This window comes from Comamonas composti DSM 21721 (assembly GCF_000429845.1).
Classification (GTDB): Bacteria; Pseudomonadota; Gammaproteobacteria; order Burkholderiales; family Burkholderiaceae_C; genus Comamonas; species Comamonas composti.
Genome location: NZ_AUCQ01000012.1, coordinates 177764 through 193323, shown reverse-complemented (window position 1 = coordinate 193323; position 15560 = coordinate 177764). Strand labels below are relative to the sequence as shown.

General features: G+C 62.7%; 14 protein-coding genes. 8 read left to right on the top strand and 6 right to left on the bottom strand.

Annotated elements, in window-relative coordinates:
* Window positions 1-16 precede the first annotated feature (16 nt).
* The 6 genes from G486_RS0108800 to G486_RS0108775 all read right to left on the bottom strand — a co-directional run bounded on the left by G486_RS0108800 (window position 17) and on the right by G486_RS0108775 (window position 7375).
* The gene (locus tag G486_RS0108800; protein WP_027015213.1) at window positions 17-1330 is read right to left on the bottom strand and encodes a type 4b pilus protein PilO2; all 1314 of its coding nucleotides are present in this window, start codon (window positions 1328-1330) and stop codon (window positions 17-19) included.
* Window positions 1330-1896, bottom strand: a complete 567-nt coding sequence (locus tag G486_RS0108795; RefSeq protein ID WP_156919959.1) for a hypothetical protein — start codon at window positions 1894-1896, stop codon at window positions 1330-1332. The genes G486_RS0108800 and G486_RS0108795 overlap by 1 nt, the downstream gene beginning before the upstream one ends.
* Window positions 1883-3712 carry a type II secretion system protein GspD gene (locus tag G486_RS0108790; RefSeq protein WP_027015211.1) on the bottom strand — a complete coding sequence of 610 codons (1830 nt, stop codon included), beginning with the start codon at window positions 3710-3712 and terminating at the stop codon, window positions 1883-1885. Before G486_RS0108790 ends, G486_RS0108795 begins: the two co-directional genes overlap by 14 nt.
* Complete coding sequence (locus tag G486_RS0108785) at window positions 3699-4100, bottom strand: toxin co-regulated pilus biosynthesis Q family protein (protein ID WP_156919957.1); 402 nt, start codon at window positions 4098-4100, stop codon at window positions 3699-3701. Before G486_RS0108785 ends, G486_RS0108790 begins: the two co-directional genes overlap by 14 nt.
* A gap of 537 nt (window positions 4101-4637) precedes the next feature.
* Complete coding sequence (locus tag G486_RS0108780; protein ID WP_027015209.1) at window positions 4638-5600, bottom strand: MBL fold metallo-hydrolase; 963 nt, start codon at window positions 5598-5600, stop codon at window positions 4638-4640.
* A gap of 86 nt (window positions 5601-5686) precedes the next feature.
* On the bottom strand, window positions 5687-7375 hold the full coding sequence (locus G486_RS0108775; RefSeq protein ID WP_027015208.1) for an AMP-binding protein: 1689 nt from the start codon (window positions 7373-7375) through the stop codon (window positions 5687-5689).
* A gap of 318 nt (window positions 7376-7693) precedes the next feature.
* Here G486_RS0108775 and G486_RS21860 point away from each other — a divergent pair, with 318 nt between their 5' ends.
* From G486_RS21860 to G486_RS0108735, 8 genes are read left to right on the top strand one after another with little or no spacing between them, the layout of a single operon-like run.
* Entirely contained in the window at window positions 7694-8839 is a 1146-nt protein-coding gene (locus G486_RS21860; RefSeq protein ID WP_245587277.1) for a fatty acid desaturase family protein, read from the top strand.
* On the top strand, window positions 8836-9825 hold the full coding sequence (locus G486_RS0108765) for a 3-oxoacyl-[acyl-carrier-protein] synthase III C-terminal domain-containing protein (RefSeq protein ID WP_245587276.1): 990 nt from the start codon (window positions 8836-8838) through the stop codon (window positions 9823-9825). The genes G486_RS21860 and G486_RS0108765 overlap by 4 nt, the downstream gene beginning before the upstream one ends.
* Window positions 9822-10832 carry an NAD-dependent epimerase/dehydratase family protein gene (locus G486_RS0108760; protein ID WP_027015206.1) on the top strand — a complete coding sequence of 337 codons (1011 nt, stop codon included), beginning with the start codon at window positions 9822-9824 and terminating at the stop codon, window positions 10830-10832. Before G486_RS0108765 ends, G486_RS0108760 begins: the two co-directional genes overlap by 4 nt.
* Window positions 10810-11616 carry an MBL fold metallo-hydrolase gene (locus G486_RS0108755; protein WP_027015205.1) on the top strand — a complete coding sequence of 269 codons (807 nt, stop codon included), beginning with the start codon at window positions 10810-10812 and terminating at the stop codon, window positions 11614-11616. The genes G486_RS0108760 and G486_RS0108755 overlap by 23 nt, the downstream gene beginning before the upstream one ends.
* Entirely contained in the window at window positions 11616-12926 is a 1311-nt protein-coding gene (locus G486_RS0108750; RefSeq protein WP_027015204.1) for a F390 synthetase-related protein, read from the top strand. Before G486_RS0108755 ends, G486_RS0108750 begins: the two co-directional genes overlap by 1 nt.
* Window positions 12917-13543, top strand: a complete 627-nt coding sequence (locus tag G486_RS21855) for a phosphatase PAP2 family protein (RefSeq protein WP_051303321.1) — start codon at window positions 12917-12919, stop codon at window positions 13541-13543. Before G486_RS0108750 ends, G486_RS21855 begins: the two co-directional genes overlap by 10 nt.
* The gene (locus G486_RS21850; RefSeq protein WP_051303319.1) at window positions 13540-14649 is read left to right on the top strand and encodes a sterol desaturase family protein; all 1110 of its coding nucleotides are present in this window, start codon (window positions 13540-13542) and stop codon (window positions 14647-14649) included. The genes G486_RS21855 and G486_RS21850 overlap by 4 nt, the downstream gene beginning before the upstream one ends.
* Complete coding sequence (locus G486_RS0108735; protein ID WP_034387006.1) at window positions 14650-15522, top strand: metal-dependent hydrolase; 873 nt, start codon at window positions 14650-14652, stop codon at window positions 15520-15522.
* The last annotated feature ends 38 nt before the right edge of the window (window positions 15523-15560 follow it).

Genomic DNA, 15560 nt, shown 5'->3' with positions numbered 1-15560 from the left:
AGAAGCGGTGCTCATTTCAGTGACCCTGGGATGTGATGTAGCGCGCCTCGACCTGCAAGGTGACATTGCTCTGGTTCAAGGCAATGACTGCACGCTCGGGAATTAGCAGAGACGATTGCCCCATGACCTGCAAAACCTTTTGTGTCTGTGCCCAGCCTGCAACCATCAGACGTACCTGGCCGCGCTGGCCTATGACCTGACTTTGAGGCGCTGCCGAGGCATTGCCCTCAAGCGCAGCAGGAGGCGCAGGCAAGGAGACGGAAATCGTCTGGTTGGCTCTGCTGATATCGGCGCGGCCGCCGTAGCGGTGAGTGCTTGAGCGCAGCTTGAGCAAGGCTTCATCCAGTGCATGGCCCGTGAGCGGCTCATAAGACTGCTTGGAAACGGGCGCCAGTGCAATGCGTGTGCGAGCCACGGTTGCATATTCGGCGGGCGTGGCCGCAGGCTGGAGCTCTCCCGGGAGCCGGCTGAGGGCCGACACTTCGAAGGTCTCGGCAGACCAATCCCATTCGACGAGGCAGCTTTCAGGGCTGCAGTCGACCTGGCGCGGGCGGTAGCCGCCGACGGACAGCGGCAGTTGCCGCACGGTTTGCAGCCATTGATTGGCGACCGGCATGAAGCCGACCTGCTGGCGCAACTCATGCCTGCTCTTGGCCAGGGCTTGGTCGACCTGCTTTTGATGCTGCGTTCGCAGTGCGGCAAGATCGGGCATCAGTTCAGGCATGGGGCCGGAAGCAGCCTGCTGCGCAGGCTGGTGGCGCTTTCCCAGATGCTGCCAGATCAGCAGAGAGAGCAGGCAGGCGCAGCCGATGGCAAGCAGCAGCAAACGGCGCAAAAGAGGCCGGGGAGGCCTGCGCAGCAAGGTGCGGCGCAGCACCTTCGCAGGTGCGCTGGCCAGCAGCGCCGGGAGCTCCTGGATCGATCCCGGCAATGATCCTATGCGCGGCAGGTCCGGCTGGTAGGCCTGTATTTCCTCAAGGGCTGCACCTGCCTCTTCGACACTGCATACGCAGTCGCTGCCGGGCAGAGGCAGTCCATCGCGCACCACGCACAGCCATATGCTGCCGTTGGGCAGGCGGTGGTGAACCAGGGCGTCAGGCAGCAGTTGACCAACCAGCAACGCTGCTGCACTCAAGCCAATGGGGCTTTTGGCGCTGTCGGATGTGTCGGAGCTGGCGACTCCATAGAGCAGTCCGTCTTCGCTTGGAAGACTGATGACGGCCAGCGGCGCGCTTGCACGCCAGGTCTGGCGGAGCTCTTGTTCATCATCGGCAAAAGCCCACTCCAGACCGAGTGCGTACCACCGGTCTTCGATTTGCAGTGCAACCATTACCGCACCGGCCGCATTTCAGGAGGCAGGGGTGAAGCCGGCGCAGGATTGACTGGGGCGGTAATCTGTACGCGCGGTGGCTCGGGGAGGATCAGGTTCTGATAGCTCGCGTTCTTGCTCAGATCCTCGCCGCCAGGGCCGTACAGATGTGGGAAGCGCGACTGCAGTGTGGCAAAGGTCAGGGGGACTCGCCGGACAGACTTGCTTTGCTGGATGCTGACCTCAACACCATGTTCGTTGATATGTGCAATGCGCACATCGGGCGCTATCTGTGTGCCCACGGTTGCATAGCTGACTCGGCCCGAGGGAAAGTGCAACTGCGTTTGGGGGCGGCCATTGCTCACGATGACGGAAATCACCGAGGGCAGGGATGCGAGAACACCGCTTGTCGTTTTCTCCAACTGGCCGCGCAGTTCCTCACGCTTGCGCAGCAACTGGGTCTGGGCATCGATGGTGGCAATCTCGTCAAGCCAGGATGCCTGCTCGGTGCCTTGGGCTCCTGTTGCCGTCAAGGCGAGCATCAGGGGAATCAGCCAGTGGCAAAGTCGGTATTCAGATGTTTGCACTGTCGCCTCCACCGAAGATCTGAAGCATGATGACCCGCAGGGTGCGCGACTTGCTGGCGTCGCGGCCTACGTTGGCGGGAATCGACTGTCCGCCCGTGAGGGACGATGCGGTTTGCTCGAGCCCGAACAATACGATGGCCTCGCCATCGCGTACGAAAGCCTGCTGCTGCAGCGATTGCGAAGACACGGTAGGTGTTTGAATGGATGAGTTGCCGCTGCTCACGGTGGACATGCCGGCCAGCGATGAAGACGTCAACTGGTACTGCAGCAGGATGCGGTTGTCACCCAGCACCTGGGGCAGGAAGTTGGCTGTGAGGCCGACCACCACGGAGCCTGGAGTCAGAGAGGTGGCGACCGGCGTGACGGCGCCCGAGTTGTTTGACAGCAAGGTGTTGCTGCTCGCCACGGTCGTCGACGTCGAGGCCAGGTAGGTGACCTCCGTGGCGATCTGCAGTGGCGCGGGCTGGCCGTTGACGGCCATGACCTGGCCTGATGTGATCGCTGAAATCTTGCCAAAGGTCTGCAAAGCGCGCGCCATGGCGGTCGAGCCAGCGAAGCGGGAGACCGAGGGCGCAATCACACCTGGCGTGCTGGTTGTCGTGGTACTGGTCGTGGGCATACCGGTAAGCGGGTCGGTGGTGATGCTGGTGGTCGTCTGGCTGGAGCCCGCAGCGGCCGCCCTGCGGGCTGTGAGTGCATCCACATCGCCCTGGGTGGGACCCAGGATGCCGATCGAGCCGCCAGCCACCTGTACACCGTAGGAGCCCAGCTTGGTGTAGAGAAGATCGGCAGAGAAGCCGGCCGATGCCTGCTCGTTGAGTGATACGTCATAGATCTTCACATCGATCATGACGTTCTTGGAAAAACGCTGGTTGACACGCGTGATGTAGTCGGCGATCCGGTCCAGGGATGTAGGCGGAGCCGTGACTGTGATCATGGCCATTTCGGGGGTGACAACCACGCGGCTGCGACCCGAACGACTGCTGGTAGGCTGCTGTGTGACTCCTGTGCCGCGCGCTTCGTTGACTGAGACCCGGTTGGCAGCCGACTGACTACCGCTCATACCCATGTCATTGCTGCCAACGATTTCCGCGCGGCCATCGTCTTCCATCAACATGGCGGTGATCGTGCGGGTTAGCGCGCTGTAGGGGTTGATCGTCATATCCCCTGTGTTGATGCTGATGTCGCCCGTGCCGGCATTGGCGTTGTTGTTGTTGGCGGCTGTGCCCGACGAGCTTCGACCTGAACCCGAAATGCGGGATGTCATGGTGCGTGAGCCCATAGGCAGGTTTACGTAGAAGTGACGTGTCTCGTAGAGGAAGAATTCCACGCGGCCTTCGTTGAAGCGCCAGTGCAGCTTGGCCGTCTGTGCAAGGTGGTCAAACAGGCCGCGTAGCGTGCCATTCCACTGCAATTGGATCTGGATACGTCCCTGGCCTGCATCCGAACGGGTCTGGTAGCTGTTGCCGCCACTTTCAGAGGCGAACTCCGTGAGCCATACCGGAATGCCTGCTTGGCGAGACAGTGCATCCAATACTTCGTCCAGGCGCTGGCCGCCTGTGGAGTAAAGAATGGGAGTGTCGAAAATTGCAGGGAGCATGGTCTCTGCCCGCAAGGCGACCTCTTCGCCTGCGATTTTCATGCGCTTGCGCATCAGCACGGCAGTCGATGCCGAACTGGATCGCAATTGCTGCTGCATGTCCTCGATGACGGTTGTTTCCTTGTCGATACCTTTATCGATGCTGCTGATGGTGCCGCAGCCGCTGAGGCCGCCTGCACAGATCAGGCTTGCAATGGCGTGTTTAGCGAACGTCATGCGAAACCACCTCTGCGACATGATTGCCTTCCCACAGCACCAGCCGAACAGGCTTGCCTTCAAAGAACAGGCCCTGTATGACTTGCTGAATTGCTTCCTCGAAGCTGCCTTCGAAGCGGCTGGGCGCAGCAACGCGCCAGGACACGCGCGGCTGCCAGCTGAACTGCCAGCCGGCCTGGGTGGCCCAGGTTGCAAGTTGCTCGTGTACCGGAACCCCGGCACGCAAATCCCAATTGGCTTGAGGCGTTGCCAGGGAGGGCGGGGGGTCTTGTGGAGGAGCCGTATCTGCGGAGGCGGCATGCGCAGCCATGGCTGCGCTCAAAAGCGGCGCAGCCCAAAGGAATCGAAGCATCAAAGAATCTCTCTGTTTATTTTTGTAATAAAACAAATTGCATTGTTAGTGATTGTTAATGATTTTGATTCTCAATACAAACAATGACCCGGATCAAAATGGGGAATCCAGGTTGAGGCTTTGCAAATGCCTTGAGGGTGTGCCATGGAGAGGGCTGCCTGGCTGGGGCGCATGAAAAGAGGTGCTCCGCAACAAGGGGCGTTGCCGGGTGATGGCGAGGATTGAGCGAAGTTGGGCGATTTTTCGTGTTGTTGTATTGCTTGCACTCCGATGCGCCAGCGCAGAGATCGTCAGCACGCTCCAAGCCTCTTTTGCTTGCAGCTCATCCCCGGTTTCATCCAAGTGCGTCAGCGTAGAGTGCGCCGATGTGTCTTGAGTGTGCTGCGGGTCTTGGTGGGGTGCAGATGGATGCTTGTGACAGCCGATGGCACTGCGCCATGGGCGTCATGTCAAGCCAAGTCAGGCGATGACCTGGTTGACTGGGTTTGTCGTGCTCCCGTGCGGTCTGCGTCCCGCCTTTGCGCACTCTATGGAGCCGGTGAAAGGCGCCACAGGTCCGGAATCAGCTTGTGCTCACGTATTGAGCAGCCAGCTGCCTTGCTCCGCAGATTCCTGGCGTTGTGCAGCGCCGCTGGAGATGAGGCCGTCAACGATTTCCTGCAGCCACTGCTGCTCGGTCTGGAGAGAGAAGTAACGTGTATGCAGCAGCCTGAAATACGGTGTCTGCCTGGCCCAGGCCCGCAGCGCATCTAGGCGAATGCGTTGCCATTCGAGCAGCTTGTACTTGAGCAGCACCTTGGCTGCATAAAGCGCGTGGCGCTTGGGGTCTTGGACAAAGCCTTCCAGCCTGCGGCGTGCCGTGGCAAGCGCTGGCTCCAGTGCGTAGAACACCGGGCCATGACCGGGCACGATGGTCTGTGGTGCAAGGCCTTCGATGACATCGAGTGTGGCGGCGACTTCATCGAAGGCGCTTTCGCCTTCGAGTTCGGGAAAGACCACGCCAAACCCGTTTTCCCAGAGGGCATCGGCCGAAACAAGGGTACGGCTTTGGGGTTCGAAAAGGATGATGGAGTGCGGGTCGTGACCGGGGGCTGCATGGATCTGCCAGTCACGTCCCGACAGGCGTACTTCGGCGCCGGGCTCCAGCAGCCCGTGAATGGCAAAGCGCGGGCAGTCCTGACCCGTGGGCGTGTAGCTGAGTGCATGGGGGTCCCAGTTGTGCACGGCTTCGGCCTGGCCCGGAGGGATCAGGCACTGGGCCTGGGGCCAGTGCGTCTGCAGGGCTGCATTGCCGCCGCAGTGGTCGCTGTGCAGGTGGGTGTTCAGAATGCGTGCCAGCGGCTGCCCGGCCAGTGCAGCCTCGATCAGCGTCACGGTCTGCTCGCCATGGATTTGATAGCCGGTATCGACGACAGCAGCCCCGGGCTCGTCACCGGAGTCGGCCGCAAAAACAATGTTGTTGGCCGAGAGCCAGCCGCGCTCGAGCACGCTCATGCCTGGTGGCAAGGCGGTGGATGTGGGGGAGATAGCAGTCATTGAATCCAGCAAAAAAACACAGGCCATGAAGGCTTGAAAATCGCAGGCCTGTGCAGTCTTGTCAGCCCGGCCAGGCGCGCCCCGGACTAGGTGCCCTCGCGCAAGGCCCGGCGCAGTATCTTGCCCACATTGGTCTTGGGAAGGTCATTGCGGAATTCGATCTGGCGCGGGCGTTTGTAGCCCGTGAGCTTGTCCTGGCAGTAGCGCAGTACCTGGTCTTCGGTCAGGGAGGGGTCGCTGCGAACCACATAGAGCCGGATGGCCTCGCCCTGGCGTTCGTCGGCCACGCCCACGGCAGCGCATTCGAGCACGCCCGGGCACATGGAGACCACGTTCTCCACCTCGTTGGGATAGACGTTGAAGCCGCTGACCACCATCATGTCCTTCTTGCGGTCGACGACGCGGAAAAAGCCTTGCTCGTCCATGAGGCCTATGTCGCCTGTGCGCATGAAGCCGTCGGCCGTAAAGGCCTTGGCGGTTTCTTCGGGCTGGTTGTAATAGCCCGTCATGACATTCGGCCCCTTGATGCACAGCTCGCCCGCTTCGCCCATGGGCACATCCTGTCCTTCGTCGTTCTTGACGGCGACTTCTATGCCAGGCAGAGGCAGGCCTATGCTGCCGCTGAAGTGTTTTGCCGTGACCGGGTTGTTCGTGCCTATGGCGCAGGTCTCGCTCATGCCCCAGCCTTCGACCATGACGCAGCCCGTGACCTGCTGCCACTGGCGCGCCGTGCCTTCGGAAGCGGCCATGCCTCCGGCCTGTGAGACGCGCAGCTGGGAGAAGTCGAGCTCGCGGAACTTTGGGTTGCTCAGCAAGGCGTTGAACAAGGTATTCACCGCCGGCAGCACGTGGTAGGGGCGTTTGGCCAGGACCTTCACGAAGGCAGGAATGTCGCGTGGATTCGGTATCAGACTCAGGCTCGCGCCCAGCCTGGTGGCGAACAGGCTGACCGTGAGCGCAAAGATGTGGTAGAGCGGAAGCGCCGCGATGATGTGCGTCTCCTCGCCCTTCACATGGCCCTGGAGTGCGGGCGTGAACCAGGCCTGGGCCTGAAGCGTGGCGGCCACGATGCAGCGGTGGGTGAGCACGGCGCCCTTGGACAGACCGGTTGTGCCGCCCGTGTATTGGAGGAAGGCGATGGAGTCTGGCGTGGCCTGGCTGGGCGCCAGCCGGCGCTGGGATCCAGCGCTCAGGGCCTGGGGAAAGCGCGTGACCCGGCGGCCCTCGCTCAAGGGAAGCTCATAGGCCGGCACCATCTTCGCGAGGTGGCGCACGGCAAAGGTGATCCACTTGCCGTACAGGCCGCCCAGCAGGTCGCCCATGGCCGTGAGGCAGACATGGCGCACGGCGCTGTGCTCCAGCACCTCGGCCAGCGTATGGGCGAAGTTCTCAAGAATGATGATGGCCTCGGCCCCCGAGTCTTCGAGCTGGTGCCGCAGTTCGCGCGGTGTGTAGAGCGGGTTCACGTTCACGCAGACATAGCCTGCACGCAGCACGGCAGCCATGCTGACCGCGAACTGGGGAATATTGGGCAGCATGATGGCCACGCGTGCGCCGGGCGCAAGTCCCAGACCCTGCAGCCAGGCGCCCAGGCGGGCCGACAGCTGATCAAGCTCGCCATAGCTCATCCAGCGGTCCATGCAGACCGAGAACGGTCGGTCTGCATGCTGGGTGAATGCCTCCTCCAGCAACTGCGTCAGCGATTGATATTGCTCGGGATGAACCTCATGCGGAACACCAGGAGGATAGTTCTTGAGCCAGAGCGCAGTGTCCATATGTATTTAAATGAAATTTTGCAATCTGCAGGAGACTAGCCCGCAAAAGCCGCAGAAAAGAATGCGGGGCCTAGGTGCGGTGGGGCACCTTTGCTACAGATTCTGTACAGACCGGGCACTTGCGGTCTATGGGAGTAGTCCTAGGGCATATGTCGAGAATGATGTAGTCCGTTGCGACTGTTTCGTTTCTAAGAGTGTGTTCCCACAATGGCGTTGTGCGCTGCAGCACAAAGTGTGGCAATCGCATTGATTAACTGTGCAATCATCTGCGCCCACGACTGATGGCTTGAAATCCCTGTATCAACGCAACTGCGCACGATGGCAGAACAAATTTTGAAAATGGACCCGCTGTTCGGCAGGCTCCCCGGTTTTGACGAGTCGGCTGACAGAGCGTTTTCTCGTGAGCTGCGCACCGCAGCGCGCGCGCTCCTCGAGCAAGCCGGGGACCACCGTTATGCCGATGCGGGCATCTGGCTGAAGATAGGCTTGCTGCTGCTGGGGACTTTGCTGTTTTACGGGCTGGCGCTGGCGGCCGGCAGCGCCTGGTCTTTTGGCGTGCTGTATGTGCTCATGCACCTGTGTGCTGTGCTGCTGGCGGTCAATGTGTCCCATGATGCATCGCATGGAGCTCTGTCGCCCAGGCCATGGGTGAATGCGCTGGCCATGCGGCTTGCGGCCTTGCCCATGGGCAATGAGCCGGTTTTCTGGAAGCAGCGCCATGTGCGCTACCACCACCCGTACGCCAACATCGAGCATTACGACGTGGACACCGAGGCGAATGCCTTTTTGCGCCAGACGCCTCATCAGGCCTGGTATCCCTGGTTTCGCTTCCAGCACCTGTACTGGCCTGTGATCGCTGCCCTGTCCCTGCTTTATGTGAGCCTGGTCTACGACTGGTCCGACCGTCTGGGCAAGACGCCTCTGGCCAAGGACAGGCTTTTGCCAGGACTGCGTGGCTGGGCGGTTTTCGTGTTTTCCAAGCTCGCCCATCTGGGCCTGTTCCTGGTTTTGCCCCTGGTGCTCCAGGGGCCGCAGCTCGGCTATGGCGCCATCTTGCTGGCCTGGCTGTGCGGTCAGGCCCTGGCTTCCTGGGTCTTGCTGACCTTGCTGCTGGGAACGCACTGGGCCGAAACCGAGTTCTTCGAGCTGGATGCCGAGGCAAGGCTGGATCACAGTCGCGACAGGCATGCCTTTCTGACCAGTTGCGACTGGCAACCGCGCCCCGGTTTCCTCGGCCATCTGACGGGCGGGCTGAACCACCATCTGACCCATCACCTGCTGCCCGGCTACAGCCACAGGCACTACCCGGCGCTGGCCGACAAGGTGCGCGATCTTGCGGCCCGGCATGAGCTCGATTACCGGCGCCTGGGTTATTTCGAGCTCGTGGCTTCGCAGCAGCGGTTTCTGAAGGCCATGGGCCGGCGCCCTCCAGCCGTCCAGAGATCAGACAAAGGATTTTTGTGAGCCTGTTTTTACCTCTCACCATTCTGGCTACGGGTAAGGCTCTGCCCAGCCGGTGCGTTCTGTCCTCGGAACTCGATCTGCAATTGGGCAAGCCCCGGGGCCATGTGCAAAAGCGTTCGGGCATGGTGCAGCGCTATTACGCGCGGGATGACGAATGCCAGTCGGATCTGGCGGCACGCGCCCTGCAGGATGCGCTGGCCCGTGCGGATCTGAGGCCCGGCTCCATCGATCTGCTGCTTTCGGCCTCAGGGGTGCAGGAGCAGGCCTTGCCGGCCACGGCCAGCCGCATTCTCGATGTGGCCGGGCTGCCGGACGGCACGCCGGGCTTTGACATCGCGGCCAGCTGCCTGAGCTTTCTTGCAGCCCTGCATGTGGCCGCCAGTCTGCTCAATACGGGCAGCTACAAGCGGATTGCAGTCGTGGCTTCGGATCTCGCATCGCGGGGCATAGACTGGGGTTGCGCGGAAGCTTCGCTGATCTTTGGCGACGGGGCTGCGGCCGCGATCGTGGAACGCGGGGACGGTGCAAGCGGCATAGAAAGCTATCTGCTCCACACCTACCCTGCGGGCAAGGCCTTGTGCGAGATACGCGCGGGTGGCACGCGCCGCAATCCGCGCGTGGGCGTCGAACCCTCGGATTTTTTGTTCCGCATGGACGGCAAGGGTGTGTTCAAGATGGCGGCCGGGGTGATCGACGAGGTGCTCGAGCGGCTGCTGGCCCAGGCGGGCGTGGGGCTGGATGCGATCCAGACCATTGTTCCCCACCAGGCCAGCCATCTGGGCATGCGCCACATGGTGCAAAGGCTCAAGGTCGCGCCCGGGAAGATCATCGATATCTACGCCACCCATGGCAATCAGGTGGCGGCCTCCATTCCCACGGCCTTGCATGAAGCCTTTGTCACGGGGCGTGCAGGGCCGGGCAGCCGGATCATGATGTTCGGCACGGCCGCAGGCCTGTCCGTGGGCGGCATGGTGGTGCGCCTATGACGGTTCTGGTCACGGGGGCTACGGGCGGTCTGGGCCGCAATGCCGTGGAGTTCTTGCAGGGCCGTGGGCGCAACGTGCGTGCCACGGGACGTGATGGCAGCGTCGGCAAGACCCTGGCTGCGGGCGGTGCGGAGTTCGTGGCCCTGGATCTGGCCCGGGCCTCGCGGTCCGCGTTTGAATCTCTGGTCGATGGCGTGCAGGCGGTCTGGCATTGTGCGGCCCTGTCCTCGCCCTGGGGACGCGCGCAGGACTTTCTTGCGGCGAATGTGAAAGCCACCCAGGGTCTGGCCCAGGCGGCCGTGGCGCGGGGCGTGGAGCGCTTTGTGCATGTGTCCACGCCATCGCTTTATTTCGATTACAGCCACCGCCGGGACATTGACGAGGACTTCCGACCTGCGCACTACGTCAACCACTATGCGCGCACCAAGGCCGAGGCGGAGCAGGTGATTCGCGATCTTGCGCTGCGCGATGGTGGCACGCGCTTTGTCATGCTCAGGCCGCGCGGCATCTTTGGCCCGCATGACAGGGTGTTGTTCCCCCGCGTGCTGAGGCTGGTCCGCGAGCGCGGAGGGCGCCTGCCCATGCCGCGTGCAGGCCAGGCCTGCATCGATCTCACCTATGTGACCAACGTGGTTCATGCCATGGATCTGGCCGGCCGGGCGGATGTGGCTTCGGGCTCGGTGTTCAACATCACGAATGGCGAGCCGACCTCGCTGGGCCACGTGCTGGGTGCGGTGCTGGGGCCGCTGGGTCTGGACTTTCGCCTGGTCGCCGTGCCTTATCCAGCGGTGGACATGGCTGCACGTGCGGCCGAGACCTGGGCCAGGATGAGCGGGCGCGAGCCGACCCTGACCCGTTACGCGGCAGGCATGCTCAATTACGACATGACGCTGAATATCGCCCGCGCCAGGCAGCAGCTCGGTTATGAGCCCGTGGTTTCTCTTGCCGACGGCCTGGCGGCAACCGTTGAATGGATCCGAGAGCATGGCAAAGATTACGGTCTTTGAAGCGGGCTGGTGCACTCATGTGGCCTGCGTGGCGCTCAAGGGGGCAGGGCTGGCCAGTTGCCGCTTTCCCTCGCGCGCCTATCTGATAGAGACTGCGCGCGGACGCTGGCTCTGGGACACGGGCTATGCCCAGCGCTTTCTGGACAGCACGCGCAGCGGCCTGTTCGCATGGTACCGGCGCATCACGCCCGTGCACTTCGATGCGAGTGCGGCCCTGGTGCTGCAGCTGCGTGAAAAAGGCTTGCGCCCCGGGGATCTGAACGCCGTCATGCTGTCACATTTTCATGGCGACCATATTGCGGGCCTCAAGGATTTCGCCGGTGTACCCACCTGGCTTTCAGGGGCGGGCTGGAACGAGACGCGCAGCCTGCGCGGGCTGGCGGCTTTGCGCCAGGGCTTTATCCCGGATCTGATTCCCGCAGGCTTCGAGAGCTCGCTCCTAGCCATGGAGAGTTTTGAAACCATCGAGCTTGCGAGCAGCCTGGCCCCGTTTGCCCGGGGCTATCTGGCGCCCGGGGCCGATGGGGAGATCGTCCTCGTGCACCTGCCCGGGCATGCGGCTGGGCATATGGGGGCTTTTGTGAATACCGATGAAGGCTGGGTGCTGCTGGCTGCCGACGCCGCCTGGTCGCCGCGCAGCTACGAGGAGCTGGTCGGCCCTTCGCGCCTGGCCCACGTCATCATGCAGGACAGCGGGGCCTACTACCGGACCTTGCAGGACCTGCACCAGTTGCACAAGGCGGGCGGGGCCAGAATCTGCCTCACGCATGAGGGTGCCCTGTAATGCAGCTTCCCCGCATGCTCTGGACCTACTGGAAGAGCCGGCACCAGCGCTTTGAAAGCCGTGCCGCGCTGGAGGTGTGGCAGCAGCGCCGGCTGGCCGCCTTCATGCATCAGACCCTGGTCAGGAGCCCGTATTTCAAGCCCTTTGTCGGCAGGCCGCTGCATGCGTGGCCGATGATGGACAAGGCCTTGATGATGGAGCACTTCGACCGCATGAACACGGCGGGCCTGCTGCGTGACGAGCTGCTGGCCTGCGCCATGCAGGCCGAGCGCTCGCGCGACTTCAGCTCCGTGGTCAAGGGCTTCAGCGTGGGCCTGTCCTCGGGCACCTCGGGATCGCGCGGATTGTTCGTGGTCAGCCCGCAGGAGCGGGCCACCTGGGCCGGCGTGATGCTGGCGCGCATGCTGCCGCGCGGTCTGTTCGCGGGCGAGCGCGTGGCGCTGTTTCTGCGCGCCAACAGCAACCTCTACATGGCAGTGCGCAGTCCCTGGTTGTCGTTCGAGTTCTTCGACCTGATGCAGCCGCTGTCCGCGCACCTGGAGCGACTCAATCGTTATGCGCCCAGCATCATCGTGGGGCCGGCCCAGTTGCTGCGCAGTCTGGCCCTGGCCCGGCAGCAAGCGCAGATGGCGTTTGCGCCGCGCAAGCTGATCTCCTGCGCCGAGGTGCTGGAGCCGTTGGACAAGGTTCTGCTGCAACAGGTGTTTGGTGCCCAGGGCGAGCTGGGCGAGGTCTATCAGGCCACGGAAGGATTTCTGGCCGCGACCTGCAGCCAGGGCAGCCTGCACCTGAACGAGGCCCATGTGCACATAGAGCCCGAATGGCTGGACGAGGCGCGCTTTGTGCCCGTGATCACGGACTTCTCGCGCATCACCCAGCCCGTGGTGCGTTACCGGCTGGACGACATCCTGGTCAGGCGCGCGCAGCCCTGTGCCTGCGGCAGCCATGAAATGGTCCTGGAGCGCATAGAAGGGCGCTGCGACGACATGCTGCAACTGCCGGGCAGCGATGGCGAGCGCATCGCGGTGCTGGCCGATGGCCTGTCGCGCGCTCTGGCCCAGGCGCTGCCGCTCACGGCCGATTACCGGCTGGTGCAGATCGCCGAAGCCGAGCTTGAGCTGTTCGTGCAGGCCGAGGCCGCGCAACTGCCCCTGTTCCGGGCGCAACTGGAGGACTATCTGCACCGTCAGGGTGTGGTCACGGGATTGCTGCGCTGGCGCTTGCATGACACGCTGCCGCCGGCGGCCCCCGATGCCAAGCGCAGGCGTATTCTGCGGCGCTGGCGTGCGGCGGAGGTCGCATGCCGGTGAGCTGGAAGAGGCGGCTTGGCGCCATGCTCCAGGGCTGGGGGCTGGTGGGCGTGGTCTATAGCCTGGGGCGTGCGGCCTGGCGGGAGTCTTTTGTGCTCGATGAAGGGCTGATCGATCGCTGGATAGGCTTTGAGCCCGCAGCCATCTGGCTCTATCTCTCCTTCTTCGCATTCGTGCCCGTGGCCTATTTCTGCGCGCCGCTGCAGCGCATTGGACGCCTCAAGCGCAGCATGCAGCTCAGCGCCTTGCTGTGTGCTCCGGTTTTTTTGCTCTGGCCCACGACCCTGGTCTACCCGGCAATTCCCGAGGGCGGCTTGAGCGCCCAGGCGCTGCAGATGCTGGCAGCTGTGGATTCGCGCGAGAACTGCCTGCCGTCCCTGCACGGGGCATTGACCGTGATCTGCGCCCTGGTGCTGTGGGACCGGCACAGGCCCTGGAAAAGCGCGGCGCTGGCGCTCTGGGGGCTGGCAATCTTGTGGTCGGTGGTCGCAGCGCGCCGGCATTTGTTCATCGATCTGGGCGCGGGAGTGGCCATTGGCCTGGCCTGCCATGGGCTGCTGGCGCGTTATGGCGCTGCATGGCCGCGCCTTATGAGGTTTCAGGAGCGCAAGCCATGAATGCAATGGCGCTTCCCTTGCTGGGCATGGTCGGCCTGGTGCTGGCCGAGCTGTTCTACCAGCGCATGCGCAAGGGCCAGGCCATACCCTGGCGAGACATGGTGCTGAACCTGAATTCGGGCCATATCCTGATGTGGTTTTTTCGCGGGTTAGAGGTCGCGGTCTATGCCTGGGTGCTGAAGAGCTTCAGCCTGGGCTGGGCTGCGGCCTGGCATCCGTGGGCGGTCTGGATTCTTGCGCTGCTGGTCTGGGACCTGGGCTTTTACTGGATGCACCGTCTGCACCACAAGTTTGCGCTGCTCTGGAGCGTGCATGCAGTCCACCATGAGGGCGAGCATTTCAACCTGTCGCTGGGCATTCGCAATGCCTGGGCCTCCTCTTTGACCACGCTGCCTTTCACGACCTTGCCGCTGGCTTTTTTCGGGGTCCCGCTGGAGGTTTTCCTGTCGGTGTCGATACTGCATTACACGGTGCAGTTCTATAACCACAACAGCATCGTCGAGCGCTCGGGCTGGCTGGAGAAAGTCCTGATCACGCCCGCCCACCACCGCGTGCACCACGGCTGCAACCCCGAGTACCTGGATCGCAATTTCGGAGGCACTTTCCTGATGTGGGATCAACTGTTCGGTACTTTTCAACCCAGGATCGCCGACGTTCCCGTGCAATACGGCGTGCACCAGCCTACGCTTTCTTGCAACCCTTTGTGGGCCAACCTGGTGCCGTTGCTGCGCTATGCCCGTTTGCCCGTACCGCATTTGACCCGGGGAAAGCCCTTGTTTCCCGGTGCCTTGATCGGTGCGGGCGGCCTGCTGCTGTTCGCCGTCGTTGCTTACTACATTTACCGAGAAGGCCAGTGGCCGCAGTATGCACAACCGTTTTTCTTTGCGATTATCTTTATCGCGACAATTGCCTTGGGAGCGATGTCGGATGGCCGTGGCTGGGGGTTGCCGGTCTGGTTGGCGCTGGCCGCCGCCGCCCTGGGTGTTCTGCCTCTGTGCTTTGGCCTGCGCGATGGCTGGGGGCTGGGCCTGCTGGCGCTCTGGCTCATCCATGGTCTGGCAGCTTTGTTGCTTGTCCTGTGTCGCACACACCACAAGGAGAGCTAGATGTCTCTGGATCAGCAGCATGCCGAAGTTCGGCGGCGGGATATCAATTTTCAGATGCAGTCCGACATTCCTGTTCACTGGCTGAACAGGGAGTGCCATAGAACCCGCTTCTATGACGCCATGTCCATCATGTTCCCCGAAGGCGAGCGCGCCTTCATCGACAGCGTGGCCCACTACCGCAGCCGCATTCCAGCGGACAGCCCTCTGGGCAGGGATGTGGCAGGCTTCATCGGGCAGGAGGCCTTGCACACGCGCGAGCACCGCCGCTACAACGCGCGCCTGGAGGCTGCCGGCGCGCCGGTGGCCAGGCTGGAGAAGATCGTGGCCGATCAGCGCAAGTTCGCGAACCGCCATCTGTCGCCACGCGTACGCCTGGCCATCACCATCTGTCTTGAGCATTACACGGCCATGTTCGCTGACCAGTTGCTGAGCCATCCCAAGGCCTTGAGCGGCGCGGAAAGCCGCATGCACAAGCTGTGGCGCTGGCATGCGGTGGAGGAGGCCGAACACAAGAGCGTGGCCTTTGATGTGTTCAAGGTGGCCGTGCCCAATCCCTTGCTGCGCTATGGCTCGCGTTGCTTGAGCATGCTGCTTGTGAGCACGATCTTCAGCGCGATGATCTGGTATTTCACCTATCAGCTGGTCAAAAGCGATGGCCGCCTGTCCGACTGGCGTGGCTGGGGCCGCCTGCTGCGCGAGCAGTTCGTGAGCCCCGGTTTCCTGCTGCGCCTGATTCCGCAGTGGCTGTCCTGGTTCGTGCCCGGCTTTCATCCGGGCTGGCACGACAACCGCGCCCTGGTCAAGGCGGCCAGCAAGGAGTATGACGACTGGGTCCATGCCCAGTCCTCTTCGGGCAAGACCGGCGGCGCCTGAGATCGTGAGCACGCTCTCGGGCATCGCCCCGGGTTTGC

Excerpts from the sequence above, each read along its gene's own strand:
- G486_RS0108780 (WP_027015209.1), bottom strand. The coding sequence starts at position 5,600 with ATGACTGCTATCTCCCCCACATCCACCGCCTTGCCACCAGGCATGAGC.
- G486_RS0108775 (WP_027015208.1), bottom strand. The coding sequence starts at position 7,375 with ATGGACACTGCGCTCTGGCTCAAGAACTATCCTCCTGGTGTTCCGCAT.
- G486_RS0108735 (WP_034387006.1), top strand. The coding sequence starts at position 14,650 with ATGTCTCTGGATCAGCAGCATGCCGAAGTTCGGCGGCGGGATATCAAT.
- G486_RS0108755 (WP_027015205.1), top strand. The coding sequence starts at position 10,810 with ATGGCAAAGATTACGGTCTTTGAAGCGGGCTGGTGCACTCATGTGGCC.
- G486_RS0108800 (WP_027015213.1), bottom strand. The coding sequence starts at position 1,330 with ATGGTTGCACTGCAAATCGAAGACCGGTGGTACGCACTCGGTCTGGAG.
- G486_RS0108750 (WP_027015204.1), top strand. The coding sequence starts at position 11,616 with ATGCAGCTTCCCCGCATGCTCTGGACCTACTGGAAGAGCCGGCACCAG.
- G486_RS21850 (WP_051303319.1), top strand. The coding sequence starts at position 13,540 with ATGAATGCAATGGCGCTTCCCTTGCTGGGCATGGTCGGCCTGGTGCTG.
- G486_RS21860 (WP_245587277.1), top strand. The coding sequence starts at position 7,694 with ATGGCAGAACAAATTTTGAAAATGGACCCGCTGTTCGGCAGGCTCCCC.
- G486_RS21855 (WP_051303321.1), top strand. The coding sequence starts at position 12,917 with ATGCCGGTGAGCTGGAAGAGGCGGCTTGGCGCCATGCTCCAGGGCTGG.
- G486_RS0108760 (WP_027015206.1), top strand. The coding sequence starts at position 9,822 with ATGACGGTTCTGGTCACGGGGGCTACGGGCGGTCTGGGCCGCAATGCC.
- G486_RS0108790 (WP_027015211.1), bottom strand. The coding sequence starts at position 3,712 with ATGACGTTCGCTAAACACGCCATTGCAAGCCTGATCTGTGCAGGCGGC.